The organism is Streptomyces sp. NPDC002276, assembly GCF_053891435.1.
Genome location: NZ_JBSFCQ010000003.1, coordinates 256436 through 271808, shown reverse-complemented (window position 1 = coordinate 271808; position 15373 = coordinate 256436). Strand labels below are relative to the sequence as shown.

14 protein-coding genes are annotated in these 15373 nt (G+C 69.5%); 7 read left to right on the top strand and 7 right to left on the bottom strand.

From position 1 onward, the window contains the following. Window positions 1–36 precede the first annotated feature (36 nt). From ACWIHT_RS10305 to ACWIHT_RS10295, 3 genes are read left to right on the top strand one after another with little or no spacing between them, the layout of a single operon-like run. Window positions 37–1374 (top strand): ferredoxin reductase family protein, encoded by a 1338-nt coding sequence (locus ACWIHT_RS10305; RefSeq protein WP_456166459.1) that lies wholly within the window; start codon window positions 37–39, stop codon window positions 1372–1374. A gap of 10 nt (window positions 1375–1384) precedes the next feature. Further along, entirely contained in the window at window positions 1385–1843 is a 459-nt protein-coding gene (locus ACWIHT_RS10300; RefSeq protein ID WP_456166457.1) for an FMN-binding protein, read from the top strand. A gap of 1 nt (window position 1844) precedes the next feature. Continuing rightward, window positions 1845–2588 (top strand): FAD:protein FMN transferase, encoded by a 744-nt coding sequence (locus ACWIHT_RS10295; RefSeq protein WP_456166455.1) that lies wholly within the window; start codon window positions 1845–1847, stop codon window positions 2586–2588. 88 nt (window positions 2589–2676) lie between these two features. Here the strand turns inward: ACWIHT_RS10295 and ACWIHT_RS10290 are convergent, their stop codons facing one another. Next, window positions 2677–4800 (bottom strand): ArnT family glycosyltransferase, encoded by a 2124-nt coding sequence (locus tag ACWIHT_RS10290; protein ID WP_456166453.1) that lies wholly within the window; start codon window positions 4798–4800, stop codon window positions 2677–2679. Next, a complete protein-coding gene (locus tag ACWIHT_RS10285) occupies window positions 4797–5639 on the bottom strand; it encodes a dolichyl-phosphate beta-glucosyltransferase (RefSeq protein WP_456166451.1) in 843 nt (280 codons plus the stop codon). The genes ACWIHT_RS10290 and ACWIHT_RS10285 overlap by 4 nt, the downstream gene beginning before the upstream one ends. Before the next feature lie 244 nt (window positions 5640–5883). On the opposite strand from ACWIHT_RS10285, the gene ACWIHT_RS10280 reads away from it, so the two are divergent. Genes ACWIHT_RS10280 through ACWIHT_RS10270 form a run of 3 tightly spaced genes read left to right on the top strand, consistent with a single transcriptional unit; the run spans window position 5884 to window position 8371 of the window. After that, window positions 5884–7014: an ABC transporter ATP-binding protein gene (locus tag ACWIHT_RS10280; protein WP_456166449.1), complete on the top strand. Its 1131-nt coding sequence runs from the start codon at window positions 5884–5886 to the stop codon at window positions 7012–7014. Next, window positions 7011–7706, top strand: a complete 696-nt coding sequence (locus ACWIHT_RS10275; RefSeq protein ID WP_456166447.1) for an ABC transporter permease — start codon at window positions 7011–7013, stop codon at window positions 7704–7706. The genes ACWIHT_RS10280 and ACWIHT_RS10275 overlap by 4 nt, the downstream gene beginning before the upstream one ends. Further along, complete coding sequence (locus tag ACWIHT_RS10270) at window positions 7703–8371, top strand: ABC transporter permease (protein WP_262062718.1); 669 nt, start codon at window positions 7703–7705, stop codon at window positions 8369–8371. The genes ACWIHT_RS10275 and ACWIHT_RS10270 overlap by 4 nt, the downstream gene beginning before the upstream one ends. Before the next feature lie 61 nt (window positions 8372–8432). On the opposite strand, the gene ACWIHT_RS10265 is transcribed toward ACWIHT_RS10270, so the two are convergent. Genes ACWIHT_RS10265 through ACWIHT_RS10250 form a run of 4 tightly spaced genes read right to left on the bottom strand, consistent with a single transcriptional unit; the run spans window position 8433 to window position 12473 of the window. Further along, window positions 8433–9032: a GTP-binding protein gene (locus ACWIHT_RS10265; protein WP_200715196.1), complete on the bottom strand. Its 600-nt coding sequence runs from the start codon at window positions 9030–9032 to the stop codon at window positions 8433–8435. Next, window positions 9019–9474: a DUF742 domain-containing protein gene (locus tag ACWIHT_RS10260; RefSeq protein WP_019071412.1), complete on the bottom strand. Its 456-nt coding sequence runs from the start codon at window positions 9472–9474 to the stop codon at window positions 9019–9021. Before ACWIHT_RS10260 ends, ACWIHT_RS10265 begins: the two co-directional genes overlap by 14 nt. A gap of 36 nt (window positions 9475–9510) precedes the next feature. Further along, a complete protein-coding gene (locus ACWIHT_RS10255) occupies window positions 9511–9987 on the bottom strand; it encodes a roadblock/LC7 domain-containing protein (protein ID WP_456166444.1) in 477 nt (158 codons plus the stop codon). Beyond that, on the bottom strand, window positions 9984–12473 hold the full coding sequence (locus ACWIHT_RS10250) for a HAMP domain-containing sensor histidine kinase (RefSeq protein ID WP_456166442.1): 2490 nt from the start codon (window positions 12471–12473) through the stop codon (window positions 9984–9986). Before ACWIHT_RS10250 ends, ACWIHT_RS10255 begins: the two co-directional genes overlap by 4 nt. Window positions 12474–12837: 364 nt before the next feature. Here ACWIHT_RS10250 and ACWIHT_RS10245 point away from each other — a divergent pair, with 364 nt between their 5' ends. Then, window positions 12838–13800, top strand: a complete 963-nt coding sequence (locus ACWIHT_RS10245; protein WP_456166440.1) for an ABC transporter substrate-binding protein — start codon at window positions 12838–12840, stop codon at window positions 13798–13800. A gap of 76 nt (window positions 13801–13876) precedes the next feature. On the opposite strand, the gene ACWIHT_RS10240 is transcribed toward ACWIHT_RS10245, so the two are convergent. After that, window positions 13877–15274 carry a glycoside hydrolase family 43 protein gene (locus ACWIHT_RS10240; RefSeq protein ID WP_456166438.1) on the bottom strand — a complete coding sequence of 466 codons (1398 nt, stop codon included), beginning with the start codon at window positions 15272–15274 and terminating at the stop codon, window positions 13877–13879. Window positions 15275–15373: the final 99 nt, after the last annotated feature.

The window sequence follows — 15373 nt, the reverse complement described above, 5'->3', positions numbered from 1 at the left end:
CTCGTCTCCCAGGACCCGATCAAGGAGCTGCCGTCCGTGACGACCGTCCAATCACCCCCTGCGCCCCCCACGGCGATACGCCCCAGGGTGGTGGCCCGCACCGGCCTGTACGCCGTGCTGGCCGCGAACGTCGCCGTGGTGACCGTCTTCTTCGCCCAGGCCGGATTCGCCTCCAACTCGCTGATCGTCATCGGCCGCCTCCTCGGCCTCTACGGCGCGCTCGTGATGGCCTTCCAACTGCTGCTCGTGGCCCGCCTGCCCTGGCTCGACCGCCGCATCGGCATGGACCGCATGACCTCCTGGCACCGCTGGACGGGCTTCGCCCTGCTCTGGACGCTGCTCGGGCACCTCGTCTTCATCGCCTTCGGCTACGCGGAGGGCACCGACACCGGGCCCGTCGGCGAGGTCGTCGACCTGGCCGAGACCACCGAGGGCATCCTGCGCGCGCTCGTCGCCTTCGCCCTGATCCTCGTCATCGGCGCGACCTCCGCCCGCTACGCCCGCCGCCGCCTCGCCTACGAGACCTGGCACTTCATCCACCTCTACACCTACGTCGCGGTGGTCCTCGCCTTCACCCACCAGGTCGCGGTCGGTACGACGTTCACCGCGTCCTCCGCCGCCACGACGTACTGGTACACGGTCTGGGGCGTGGCCCTCGGCTCGGTCGCCCTGGGCCGCCTGGTGCTCCCTCTCTGGCGCAACTTCCGCCACCAGTTCCGGGTCTCCGCGGTCGTCCCCGAGTCCGACAACGTCGTCTCGATCTACATCACAGGCCGCGACCTCGACCGCCTCCCCGCCCAGGCCGGTCAGTTCTTCCTCTGGCGCTTCCTCACTAAGGACCGCTGGTGGCAGGCCAACCCCTTCTCCCTCTCGGCCGCCCCAGACGGCACCGGCCTCCGCCTCACCGCCAAGACGGCCGGCGCCGGCACGGCCGCCCTGCGCCACCTCAAGGTCGGCACCCGCGTCTTCGCCGAGGGCCCGTACGGCGCCTTCACCACCCTGCACCGCAGGAAGCCGGACTCCCTCCTCATCGCGGGTGGCGTCGGCGTCACCCCGATCCGCGCCCTGCTGGAGGACCTGGAGGGCCACGCGGTGGTCGTCTACCGCGTCTCCGCCGAACGCGACGCGGTCCTCTACGGCGAACTCGCCGAACTGGCCCGGGCCAAGGGCGCCGAACTCCACCTGCTCACCGGCCCGCCCGTCCCCGACAAGCTGTCCTCGCGTGAACTCGCCCGCCTGGTACCGGACATCGCCGAGCGTGACGTCTTCCTCTGCGGACCCCCGCCGATGATGAACGCGGTACTGCGCACCCTCGGTGACATGGGCGTACCCAAGCAGCAGATCCACTTCGAACGCTTCAGCCTGGCGGGATGAGAGAGAAATCGTGAAGCGAGTCATACCTGTCCTGGTGCTGTCCGTCGCGGGATTGATCCCCGTGTGGCGCTACGAGCCGTCCATCGGGACGACGACGAGTTCGACGAGTACGACGAGTACGACGAGTACGACGACCCCGGAGGCGGCGTCGACACCCACCCCGTCGGCTTCCTCCTCGGCCTCCGGCTCCACGTCGACCGGTTCCACCAAGAAGGTCGTCCAGGGCACCGCGATCAACACCGACAAGGGCACCGTGCAGGTACAGGTGACCTTCGGGGGCGACAAGATCAGCGCCGTGAGCATGCTCCAGCAGCCGAACCACCCGCAGACCACCGCGGCCGTCCCGGTGCTGATCGAGGAGACCCTCAAGGCGCAGAGCTCGAAGATCGACACGGTCTCCGGCGCCACGATCACCAGCGACGCCTACGTCCAGTCCCTCCAGGCCGCCATCGACGCCAAGGGCGCCTGAAATGAACCGCGTTGAGCATGTGATGGGGTTCCCGGTGTCGTTGCGGATCGACGACGAGGGCATCGGGTCCGGGATTGTCGAGGAGGCGGCGGACGCACTGTTCGCCTGGCTGCGCGAGGTCGACGCCCGCTTCAGCCCGTTCCGGGCGGACAGCGAGGTCTGCCGCTACGACCGGGGCGAGCTCCAACTCCCTGACCTCAGCGCTGACTTGACTGAGGTCCTCGACCTCTGCGAGCAGTACCGGGTGGCGACCGGCGGTGCCTTCGACGTCCGGCTGCCCGGTCGGCCCCTCGACCCCTGCGCGGTCGTCAAGGGCTGGTCGGTGCAGCGGGCGGCGGAACTGCTCACCGCCGCCGGGGCCCGGCGCTTCATCCTCAACGCCGGCGGCGACGTGGTCGTGTCCGGCGGTCCGTGGCGAGTGGGCGTACGGCACCCCGAGCACGCCGACCAGCTGTGCACGGTAGTGGAGTTGACCGACGGGGCGGTGGCGACCTCCGCGCGCTACGAGCGCGGGGACCACATCGTCGACGGCCGCACGGGGCGCCCCGCGACCGGACTGCTCAGCCTCTCCGTCGTCGCCGACTCGCTCACGGAGGCGGACGCCACGGCCACCGCGGCCTTCGCGATGGGCCCGGAGGGCGTCGACTGGGCCGCCGCCAGGCCCGGCTGCGAGGTCTTCGCGGTCGACGCGGAGCGCCGGGTACGCCGTACGCCGGGGTTCCCGGTCGCGACGGTGGCGGCCTGACAGCTGTCCCCTCACATACGACAAGCGGAAGGGCCGCCGGGGTCACCGGCGGCCCTTCCTGTCGGGAAATGTGGCTGGGGGAGTGGGTCTAGCTGACGTCGGAGGCGTCCAGGCGGTACAGGCCGCTGCTGGTCGAGGTCGACGAACTGCTGCTGTACGCCGAGGACTTGACCGCCGTGCCGTGTGCCTTGACCCAGGTCGCGATCTCGGAGTTGGTGCCCTGGCCGCCGTCGCTGCTGACGATGATGTAGTGCAACTTGCCCGACTTCACCAGGGACTTGAGCTTGGCGAGGGTCATCGCGTTGTCGCTGCCGGACCAGCCGCCCATGGAGATCACGGGCTGTCCCGACTCCAGGATGATCGAGGACGCCGTCTGGTCGGTGGACACCGCCAGCAGCCAAGTCGCCCCGTCCTGGTGCTTCTTGAGGTACGTGATCATCGCGGACGACACCTGGGTGCCGCCGCCCATACCGCCACCGCCGGTGGACTGCGTACCGGACTCGGAGGAGGACGAAGACGCCGAACCGCTGCCCGAGGGCATGGTGCCGGACGGGGCCGAACCGCTGGGCTTCGTACCCGAGGGGGCCGAACCACTGGGCTTCGTACCGGACTTGGCGCCACTCGGCGCACCGCCGCCCATACCTCCACCACCGCCACCACCCATGCCGCCACCCGTACTGGGCCCGGCCGTCGGGTTGGTGCCGTTGGTCGAGGAGGTCGCCGCCGAGACCGAGTAGGCCGCGGGACCGGCGAGCAAAGCGACGACCGCGGCCAGCGCCGCGAAGCCCATCAGGCGGTGGCGGTGCGTGAACCGGCCGACCAGCAGGCCGAGTACGGAGGCGGCGCCCGCCACCGCGACCACGATCTCCGCGACCGTGTAGACCGTGCCGGAGCCGGAGACCCGCTGGAGCAGGACGACCGCCCAGACCGTGCTGGCCGCGATCGCGACCGGCAGCACCCAGGCCCACTTCGCCACCGCGCCCTCACGGAAGGCGCGGTACAGCAGCACCCCGCCCGCACCGGCCAGGGCCGCGATACCGGGGGCCATGGCGGTGACGTAGTACGGGTGGAAGGTGCCCTCGGCGAGCGAGAAGGTCAGGAAGTGGAGGACGAACCAGCCGCCCCAGAGCATCAGCGCCGCGCGCTTGGGGTCGGTGCGGGGAGCGCGGCCGCGCAGTACCAGACCGGCGACGAGCGCGATCGCCGCGAAGGGGATCAGCCAGGAGATCTGGCCGCCCATGATCTCGTTGAACATCCGGTACAGGCCCGAACTGCCGCCGAACGAGGCTCCGTTGCCCTGCGAACCGACCGAGGAGCTGGCGCCGAAGATGCGGCCGAAGCCGTTGTAGCCGATGACCAGGTCCCACACCGTGTTGTCGGTGGAGCCGCCGATGTAGGGGCGGGAGGAGGCCGGGATCAGGTCGACGATCACCATCCACCAGGCGCTGGAGACGACCAGCGCGACGGTGGCGACAGCGAGGTTGCGGATGCGCTTGCCGAGGGAGACGTTGGTGGCCCAGAGGTAGACGAGGAAGAACGCGGGCAGGACGACGTACGCCTGCATCATCTTGGTGTTGAACGCGAAGCCGATCGCGACCGCCGACCACACCAGCGGCATCAACTTGCCGTTGCGGACGGCCTTCAGGAGGGCGACTGCGCCGAGCATCATCAGCAGGACGAGGATCGGGTCCGGGTTGGTGTCACGGGTGATGGCCACCGTGATGGGGGTCAGGGTGAGGACCAGTGCCGAGATCGTGCCCGCCACGGCGCCGAAGTCCCGCTTGACGCTGCGGTACAGAATGGCCACCGAGCCGGTGCCGGCCGCGACCATCGGGAGCATCAACTGCCAGGTGCCGTAACCGAATACGCGGGCGGAGAGGCCCATCACCCAGAGGGCGAACGGTGGTTTGTCGACCGTGATGAAGCTGCCGGAGTCGAGCGCGCCGAAGAAGAACGCCTTCCAGCTCTTGGTGCCGCTGTAGACGGCGGCGTCGTAGAAGGTGTTGCCGGTGATCGAGGTCAGGTTCCAGGCGTAGAGGGCCGTGGCCAGCAGCAGGATCGCCCAGAGGGCCGGGCGGGCCCAGCGCGGGTCGTCCTCCGGGCCCGTGAAGAGCCTTCTGGCACGGGAGTTGAGGCCGCCGTCGGCGGGCGGGCCCGCGCGGTGCGAGCGACGGGCGGTCTCCTGACCGGGGGGCGGGGCGAGGGTCGTCATGACGCGTACTCCAGGTGTTCCGCGGAAGTGGCGGGCGCCCCGACGGGCAGGACAGGGGTGGTGGTGCGGGTGCGGTGGGGTACGGCGGCGATGCGGGCGCGGCCGGTGATCGTCTGCTTGAACATGCGGCGCATGCCCTTGAGGTCGTCGAGGGCGGTGCGGACGATGTCGACGCGGCTGTCGGGGTCGTCGATCCAGTCGACCGGGACCTCGTGGATACGGAGCTTGTTGCGCTGGGCGAGGACGAGGAGTTCGGTGTCGAAGAACCAGGCGGTGTCCTCGATGTGCGGGGCGAGCGCCCGGAACACCTCGGTGCGCACGGCTTTGAAGCCGCACTGCGCGTCCGAGAAGCGGGCCGCGAGGCCTGCCTTCAACAAGAGGTTGTAGGAGCGGGAGATGAACTCCCGCTTGGCGCCCCGCTGTACGGCCGACTGCCGGTGCAGGCGGCTGCCGATCGCCACATCGCTGTGGCCGGAAAGGAGCGGAGCGACCAGGGGGAGGAAGCCTTCGAGGCCGGTGGACAGGTCGACGTCCATGTACGCGACCACGTCCGCCTCGGAGCGGCTCCACACGTGCTTCAGCGCGCGGCCCCGGCCCTTGGCGTCGAGGTGCACGGCGTGCACGTGCGGCAGCCGCTGGGTCAGGTCGAGCGCCGCCTGCCAGGTGGCGTCGGTGCTCGCGTTGTCCGCCACGGTGATCGTGAACGGGAACGGGAAGGACGATTCGAGGTATGCGTGGAGACGGCCGACACTGCCGGCGAGGACGTGCGCCTCGTTGTAGACCGGCACCACGATCTCGACCGAGCGCTGCCGGGCGCCTCCCGCGTTCTGTTCGTTCATGACGGTGACGATCCGGGCGGTGTCTAGGGCGTTGCTGTGCCTTCGCTGAACGGTCGATGAGAATCAGCGGACTCACAGGAAGGGCACAGTCGATCCGCGTCGAACCCCCAGGAAGCGGCACCCAAAACCCCTCAGGTGCCCGCCAAGTTCCCGCAACACAAGCCGTCTAGACTCTCCCCTCAACGGCCTGAGACAGCGGCCAGGAACGGGCAGTTTCTGCCACATCCGAAGGGTATTCGGCGCTTTGATACGGATAGATTCAGTCACCAAGCGGTACCCGGACGGCACGGTGGCGGTCGACCGGTTGTCCTTGGACATACCGGACCGCGCGATCACCGTCCTCGTCGGCCCCTCGGGCTGTGGCAAGACGACGACCCTGCGCATGATCAACCGGATGGTCGACCTCAGCGAGGGCACGATCTCCCTGGACGGCGCGGACATCACCAAGCAGCCGGTCAACACCCTGCGCCGGTCCATGGGTTACGTCATCCAGAACGCCGGACTCTTCCAGCACCGCACGATCGTCGACAACATCGCCACCGTGCCCCGCATGCTCGGCTGGGGCAAGGACAAGGCCAGGGCGCGGGCCACCGAACTCATGGAGCGGGTGGGCCTCGACGCCGCCCTCGCCAAGCGGTACCCGTACCAGCTCTCCGGCGGCCAGCAGCAGCGCGTCGGGGTCGCCCGCGCACTCGCCGCCGACCCGCCGGTACTGCTGATGGACGAGCCGTTCTCGGCCGTCGACCCCGTGGTCCGCAAGGGACTCCAGGACGAACTCCTGCGCCTCCAGGACGAGTTGGGCAAGACGATCGTCTTCGTCACCCACGACATCGACGAGGCCATCAAGCTCGGCACGATGGTCGCGGTGCTGCGCACCGGCGGCAAGCTCGCCCAGTTCGCGCCGCCCGCCGAGCTGTTGTCCGACCCGGCGGACGACTTCGTCGAGGACTTCCTCGGCGCCGACCGCGGCATCCGGCGCCTGTCCTTCTTCTCCTCGTCCGGCCTCGACCTCAAGACGTCCCCGATCGTCGCCGTCGACTCCACCGCCGAGCAGATCGCCGAACGCACCACGCCCGGTGTGCCGTACCTCCTCGTCACCGACCTGGACGGCAGGCCGCTCGGCTGGAGCGAGCCCGGCGCGCTCACCGCCGGAGCCGTCGACACCGCTCAACTCCTCGCGTACGGGCGCCCGTTCGCGGCCGGCAAGGACTCGCTGCGCGCCGCGCTCGACGGCTCCGTGCTGTCGCCCACCGGCTGGGCGGTCGGCGTGGACGACACCGGCCGGGTGGTGGGCGTCGTATCGCAGCAGGCCGTGGGCGAGGCGATCCGCAGTGCGCACGCGGCGCTGCGGCCCGACACGAAGGCCGTCGGATGAACGACTGGTTCCGTATCCCCAGCGACCTCCAGAACAGCTACTTCGGCCTGATCGGGCTGCATCTGCGCGAGGCCGTGATCCCGGTCCTCGTCGGCCTGGTGGTCGCGCTGCCCATCGCCCAACTCTGCGTGCGGCTGCGCTGGTTGTACCCGCCGGTGCTGTGGGTGACCACCGTGCTGTACGCGATCCCCTCGCTGGCCTTCTTCGTCGTCCTCATCGACTACACCGGGCAGACCGAGACCACCGTGATGATCCCGCTCGGCGTCTACAGCCTCGTGGTGTTCGTCCCGGCGATCGTCGACGGCGTCCGCTCGGTGCCGCAGGAGACCCTGGACGCGGCCACCGCGATGGGCCTCGGGCCCGTACGCCGGTATCTCCAGGTGCAGTTGCCGATCGCGGTGCCCGCGATCATCGCCGGGCTGCGGGTCGCGACCGTGTCCAGCATCTCCCTCGTCAGCGTCGGCATGCTGATCGGCAACCAGGGCGCGCTGGGCAACCTGCTCAACGACGGCCAGATCTACCACCAGCCGCGGCTGATCTGGCTCTCCGTGATCACCACCGCCGTCCTCGCCATCGTCGTGGACGCCGTCCTGGTCGCCGTACGCCTGCTCCTCACGCCCTGGATGCCGCGCGGCACCCGCAAGGCCCGGCCCGCACCGGCCGAACCCGCAACGGAGGACGCAGCCCGGTGAACGTACTCCACTACATCAACCTGTTCTTCAGCGACAGCACCCACTGGCACGGCTACGACGGCATCCCCACCCGGCTGCGCGAGCACGTCCAGTACTCGCTGCTCGCGCTCGCCATCGCCGCCGCCATCGGCCTCCCCGTCGGTCTGCTCACCGGCCACACCGGACGCGGCGGCAACGCCCTCTCGCTCATCGCCACCGCCGCCCGCGCACTGCCCAGCTTCGGTCTGCTGGTGCTGATGTTCGTGCTGATCGGCTTCGGCCTGGTGCCGGTGATGATCCCGCTGGTCGTCCTCGCCGTACCGCCGATCCTGGTCACCACGTACGAGGCGATGCGCTCCGTCGACCCGTCCCCGGTCGACGCGGCACGCGGCATGGGCATGAACGAGACGAACATCCTCTTCCAGGTGGAACTGCCGGTCGCGCTCCCGCTGATCCTCAGCGGCCTGCGCTCGGCCGCCATCCAGATCGTCTCCACCGCCACCATCGCGGCCTACGTCAGCCTCGGCGGCCTCGGCCGGTACATCATCGACGGCCTCTACCAGAAGAACTACGAGAAGGTCGTCGGCGGCGCCACCCTGGTCGCCGGGATGGCCCTCGTGACGCTGGCCGTCTTCTGGGGCATCGCACGGCTCGCGGTGTCGCCGGGGGTGCGCCGGAGCAACTGAGCGCCATAGCAAGCGAGAAGGGGGGAGGGCCCGAGCCCTCCCCCCTTCTCCGCTGTGTCCGTCAGCCTTGGGAGCGCGCGAGCGCCAGCTCCAGGACGACCAGCAGCGCGTCCCGCACCGAGCCGCGCTCCCGCGCGTCGAAGGCGATCACCGGGACGCGTTCGTTGACGTCGAGCGCCCAGCGGACCTCGTCGAGGGAGTGCTCGATCTTGCCGTCGAAGGCGTTCAGGGCGACCGCGAACGGGATCTGCTTGTGCTCGAAGTAGTCGACGGCCGCGTAGCAGTCGTCGAGGCGGCGGGTGTCGACGATGACGAGACCGCCGACCGCGCCCTCCACGATGTCGTCCCACATGAAGCCGAACCGGTCCTGCCCGGGTGTACCGAACAGATACAGCTTCAGGGTCGGGTCGATGGTGATGCACCCGAAGTCCATCGCCACCGTGGTGGTGGTCTTGCGCGGGGTGTGGGACAGGTCGTCCACGCCCGCCGCGACCTCGGTGATCGCGGCCTCGGTGGTCAGCGGCTCGATCTCGGAGATCGCGCCCACGGTGGTGGTCTTGCCCACGCCGAAGCCGCCCGCGACGACCATCTTGACCGGGAGCGGCGGTCGTACGACGGTCTGCGCAGCCGCACCGCGGGCGACCGGTTCAGTCGGTGTCACGGAGTACTCCCCGGGAGTTGGGGATGGCGCGGAGGCCATCGATGACCCTTCGCAGGACGGTTGCGTCATGGGTGATGTCGGTGTTCGGCACATGCACCGTCAGCTGTCCCGCGGCCCGCAGGTCCTCGGCGAGGACCCGCACCACGTTCAGGTGCAGCCGCAGCCGGGCCGCGATCTCCGCGAGGGACTGCGGCTGCCGGCAGGCGGCGACGATGTCGTGCTGCTCGAAGGAGAGCCGGTCGAGCACGTCGAGCCCGGCGGCCGTCGCCACCACCTGGGTCTCGACCGGTATCGGCCGTCCGGAGTCGGCCGCACCCGCGCCCGCCACCCGCCCGGCGGTCACCAGGAACGGCCGTACGGCGGAGGGGGCGCGCACCGGATCGCGACCCGGGGGCGTGTCCCCGTCCGCGCCGGCACCGCTCGGAGTGCGGCCGTCGGGCATGTGTGGCTGTTCCTCTCTCGACCGGTCGGGGACCGGTCACCGAGCCGAAATGACGCCGACGCTGTTCTTCAGCTGGAGCACCAGCTGGGGGTTGAGCGCGGAACCGGCACGGTTGGCGAACAGCGTCATCTCGTAGGCGATGTTGCCGAGTTTGGCCTCCTTGTCGGCGACGACACCGAGGACGGCGCCGCTGCCGATCGCGGAGACGAGGACGTGGCCGCCCTCCAGGTCGATGATGACCTTGTTCAGGGCGCCGAGACCGTAGTTGCCCGAGGCTCCGGCGGCCAGGCTGGTGATGCCGGAGACGATGGCCGCGAGCCGCTCGGAGTGGGCCTTCTCGCGCAGTTCCGCCACGGCGATCAGCAGACCGTCGGAGGACACCGCGATGGCGTCGACGACACCAGCGGTCTCCGTCGCGAAACGGGTGAGCAGCCAGTTGAAATCGGCCGCGGCTGCCTGCAGTTCGGCCGGCGTGGTGCCTCCCCTGGGAGTTTCACCTGTCGACGTACTCACTGCTCCGCTCCTTTCGGGAGATGGTTCCGGTCGTGCGGGTGGTCCGCGTCCGAGGGGCGCAGGCCCGTGAGGGTGTCGCTGTCACGGTTGGCCTGCTCCACGGCTGCCTCGAACTCTTCGAGGGCCGAGCGGACGGCGTCCGCGTCGGCGGGCCGGGGGGCCTGCCTGGCGGCTTGCTGGGCGGCGTCGTCGGCGCCCGTACGAAGGGTGGCGCCCTTGACCCGTCGGCGCAGGGGGCGGGAGCCTCCGGGGCCGGTGTCGAAGGCGGCGGAGTCGTCCGCCGGGGCGTGGTGAGTGAGGGGCGGGAGGGCCGGAGCGGCCGTCGGCGCCGTCTCGTACCGGGAGACCCGGCGGGGCAGCGGGACGGGCTCGTCCTCGGGGCGCACGTGCTCGGACACGGCCGGCTCGGGTCTGCTCAGGGTGATCGAGGGGCGCGGTCCGGAGTCCGAGGCGGCCCAGGAGGGAGCCGGACGGCGTTGCCCCTCCCCGGAGTTGAGCCCTGACCCGGCGGGTGCGAGCGCCTTGTCGGGCCCCGTGTGTCCTTCCGCCGAACCGCCGGAGGCCAGCGCGCTCATGCGCAGCAGCAGCGTCGCCGGGATGGTCACCTCGGCCGTCACACCGCCGCCCGGCGTGCGGGCCAGCGTGACGTCGATGTCCCAGCGGCGGGCCAGCGTACCGACCACGAACAGACCGAGCACCTTCGTCGGCACCAGGTCGAGGCGCTCACGCCGGATCAGCCGGGCGTTCTCCTCGGCGATGCGGTCGGCGCTCATCCCGAGACCGTGGTCGGCGACCACGATCAGCGCGTCGTCGCCGTCGGTGCGGACGACCACCTCGACGGGGCTGCCCGCGGGGGAGAACGACACCGCGTTCTCCAGGAGTTCGGCCACCATCAGCGTGAGGTCGCCGATGATGTCGGGCTCCACCATGATCTCGGTGTCGGCGCGCAGCCCGACCCGCTGGAAGCCCTCGATCTGGCCGAGCGCGGCCCGTACGACGTTGGTGAGTTCGGTGGGTCCGCCGTCGAGCACGGTCTCGCGGATGCCGGCGAGCAGCATCAGACTGTCCGCGTTGCGGCGCAGGCGTACGGCGATGTGGTCGATGGAGTAGAGGCGTTCGAGGAGTGCCGGGTCGGTCTCGCCGCGCTCCACCGCGTCGATCAGGGCGAGTTGACGGGTCGTCAGGTTGCTGACGCGGCGGCCGACGTTGCCGAACATCTCGGCGACGTTGCGGCGGCTGACGACCTGGCGGGCCAGCAGCGCGGCGGCCGTGGTCTGCACATGGTTGAAGGCCTCGGCGAGGTCGCCGATCTCGTCCTTCGCGGTGACCGGCATGTCCCGCAGCATCGGCGGGCCGTCGTCCTCGGCGTCGTCGTCGGCCACGCGGGCCAGTTCACGGCCCGCGACCTCGGCGACCTGCTTGGCGGCGCCGGTCAGGGCCTGCACCGGGCGGACCACCGAGCGGCGCACGATCACCACGAAGGCGAGCCACAGCACGAAGCCGAGCAGCGAGAGGCTCAGCAGCAGTCCGGCGCGCCAGAAGGCGGAGCTGGACGCGTCGTCGGCGCGGGTGGCGATCTGGCCGATCAGCGAACTGGTGATCTTCAGCCGGGCCTCGGCCTGCTGCGGGTAGTTGGGGTAGTCGCTCATGGCGTCCGCGAACGCCTTGCGGACCGCGCCGGGCGACTCGGCCTGGAGCCCACTGGGGTCGATCTGAAGCTCGGCGTAGGCCTCGGCGATCTCCCGCTGCGGGGTGGTGTGCTCGATGCCGGACAGCTCGTCGGCCTGGGTCTCGGTGGCGAACCGGGCGAAGCGGGAGGCCTGGTAGGTGTACACGTCGTAGGAGCCGACGGCGTTGGTGAACTCGATGAGCGCGTTGCTGTCACCGGTCGTCGCCGAGAACACGCTGGTCTCGAACGAGCTGTGGGCGGCATCGGCCCGCAGCACGGAGTCCAGCAGGTTGCCGGTGAAGGTGGTGGCGAGGTTCGCGTTGTGCTCCAGGTCGAGCCCGTCGATCAGCCCGTCCGAGGCGCTGGTGTACGCGGGGTCGATGTTGTCGGCGGGCAGATAGCTCTGCTCGACCGTGTTGCGCAGCGTCTCCAGGCCGTTGATCTCCCGCAGCGCCTGCGCCTCGCCGGCCGGCAGCCGGTCGCCGAAGGTGTCCCGCACCTTCTCGACCTGCTTGTCCACGGCCAGCTGGGCCTTGCGATAGGCGCTCTGCGAGGGCGTGCCGCCGTCGTTGGTGGCCTCGAAACGGACGGAGAGCAGGATGGCCTGCTGGTGCTCCGCCTCCACGAGGTTCACCAGCTCGGCGACCTGGCCGCTGTCCCGCACCAGCTGGGCCGCGTCGCTCGCGTCCGTCGACTGCCCGACCTCATCGGCGATGAGGTACGCCAGCAGCACCGCGACCACCGCGAGCGGTACGCCGACGAGCAGATTGAGCTTGCGCCTGAAGGGCCAACGGTCTGCGAAGCCCCGTATGGACACCAGGCCTCCTTCGTGGGGTGTTGTCACGGTACGCGCAGCGACACACGTGACTGTTTTTGATCGAAGCGGCCCCCGCACACCGCTGTGACCGACGCCAACTCCGGGGAGACTACCGCCTCTTCGATCGATCAAGTACGTCGCCCTACGTCAAGAATCAATTACAAAGGGCCCGTGTTCGTGACCGGTCTGTTTACGTTGCCTTCACAACTGGGCACTCATTGAGGCCAATCGGTGACCATAGTTCTCTTGACCGACCAAGAACCGGCTGGATTGGATCAGCGGAGTGCGGCATTCACGCCTCGCGCGTGGACGCCACAGCCATGCCTGCACGCCTGTGCCAACATCCAACCCCGGAACGGGAATTGTGACTTCTAAAGCGAAGAACAGCTGGTCCAGCACTAGGTACCCCGGCGCGGCGGCCATCGCCCTCGCCGCCACGGCTGCGCTTGTCACGGGATGTGGGTCGTCCTCCGACAGCAAGTCCGACAACCCCCTCTCGGGCGGCAAGGCCAGTGGCGACACCGTCGTCGTCGGCTCGAACAACTTCGCCGAGAGCATCCTGATCGCCGACATCTACGGCGAGGCCCTCAAGGCCAAGGGCGTCAAGGTCACTTACAAGCCGAACATCGGCAGCCGCGAGACGACGTACGGCCTGCTCAAGAACGGCTCCATCACGGTGCTGCCCGAGTACAACGGCGCCCTGCTGGCCTATCTCGACCCGAAGGCCGCCCCGGCGACCCTCGCCGCGACCACGGCCGCGATCAACGCCAAGCTGGACTCCAAGCTGACGCTGCTGGACCCGGCCGCCGCCGAGGACAAGGACACGGTCACCCTCAACGCGGAGACCGCGAAGAAGTACAACCTCACGTCCGAGTCCAGCATCGCGGACCTCAAGTCCATCGCGAAGGACCTGGTCATCGGCGCCTCGCCGGAGTTCCAGACCCGGCAGCAGGGCCTGGTGGGCCTGAAGTCCGTCTACGGCCTGGAGTTCAAGTCCTTCAAGGCGCTGGACGCGGGCGGTCCGCTGACGGCCGCCGCGCTGAAGAAGAACACCGTGCAGGCGGCGGACCTCTTCAGCACGGACCCGACCATCACCAAGGAGAAGCACGTCACGCTCCAGGACCCGAAGCGCCTCTTCGGTTTCGAGAACGTGCAGCCCCTGGTCTACAAGAGCGGCCTCTCCGCCGCCGGTGTGGCCGCCCTCAACGCGGTCTCCGCGAAGCTCGACACGGCGACCCTGCTGGACCTCGACACCCAGGTGGGCTCGCAGAACAAGGACCCGCTGGACGTGGCGAAGGCCTGGCTGAAGACGGCCGGCCTGAGCTGACCCGTTCTGCCGCCGACGCGGGTGCCTCCGTTCTCCGGGAGGCACCCGCGTCGCCGTGCCCGTCGTACCCGGGGGCTCAGTACCCGACGTAGAACGTCGCGTCCTGCCGGTCCGTCGCCGAAGAGATCGGGTCGATGCGCAGCACGTAGTTGGAGTGCCGGATGTAGCGGGTCGGGTTGTTGTACGACCGGAAGGACGCCCAGCCGGAGTCCGCGAGGCCGGCCGTCCGGTAGAACGTGGCGTCCCCGGCGAACGTCGACGTGCCGTCGTTCACGTCGAGTTGGAGCGCGTAGTTGTAGTGCCGCAGATACCGGGTCGGGTAGTTGACCGACTGGAAGGACACTCCCGCGCTGTCCGCGAGGCCCGGCACCAGGGTCCACTGCGAGTCGGTGTACGGGTCGAAGGCGTACTCGTCGATCCGCCCGACGAAGTTGGAGTGCCGGACGTAACGCGCCGGATAGTTGTAGGACTTGAGCCGGTTCCAGGCGGGCGTGCCCCACTTGGCGACCAGGTTGGTGTACTCGGCCGCGGTGATCGGCTGGATGCCGCAGTGCTTGGAGTTGAGCGGCTGCGTGTAGAGCTTCTGGTCCACGGCCGTCCAGGTGCCGGCGGCCAGACTGCTGGTCTGCCAGGCGTAGAAGACGCCGTTGGGGTCCCAGGTGTCCCCCCACAGGTACCAAGTGGAGCTGGAAGCAAGGGACTTGACCAAGGTCGGGGCCTCGGTGCCGTTGTGCGAGACTGCCGTGCTGAACTCGGTGAAGCTGCCCGGGTCCAGTGACGTGGACTTCGCGCCGACCAGCGTCGAATTCTTCTTGAAGTAGAGGTAGTTGACCCCGTTCACGCCCACGGCGAGATCACCGTCGATGACGTCGTACCCGGGGTCGAAGAACACCTGCGGATCCCCGGCGGTCACGAAGTCGCTCGTGTAGTTGACCATGATGACGTTGTGGCCGCTGTCGTTGACGGCCGAGTAGATCACCCCGTACTGCCCGCGCCCCGCGTCCCAGTACGACTCCGGCGCCCACGCGTGCGTGTCCAGGTCGTGCACCTTCATCCGCCGGTAGCCGGTGAAGGTACGCAGATCGGCGGAGTCCCAGACATGGATGTACTGGCTGACGTACGACCAGTCGGTGCCGTTGAGGTCGGTCGCGAGGACCACGAACGTGCCGTCCTGCTTGCGCAGGATGAAGGGGTCGCGCAGACCGAGGGAGCCCGCGGTCGGGGTGGCGACGGGCGCGTTCTGGTTCAGCGGGGTCCACTGCAATCCGTCGAGGCTGACGGCGAGGTGCAGACCGTAGTTGGCGCCCAGGAACGTCGGCGACTCGGTGAAGTAGCACATGACATAAGCCGAGTCGGTCGCCGCCGCCGCGCTGCCGGCGCCGAGCGTGAGCGCGCCGGTGGCCGCGAGGGGGAGGGTCGCGGCCATGCCGAGGAAGAGGCGGCGGGAGGGGTGGGGGAGAGGAGGGACGGCCATGTGTTCTCCAGGGGGTGCGAGTGGGGTGCGAGTGGGGTGCGAGCGGCCCGTCGTTCTGAAGGAGGTTCAATAGAGGTTCGATATTCCGAACGAGGTTCG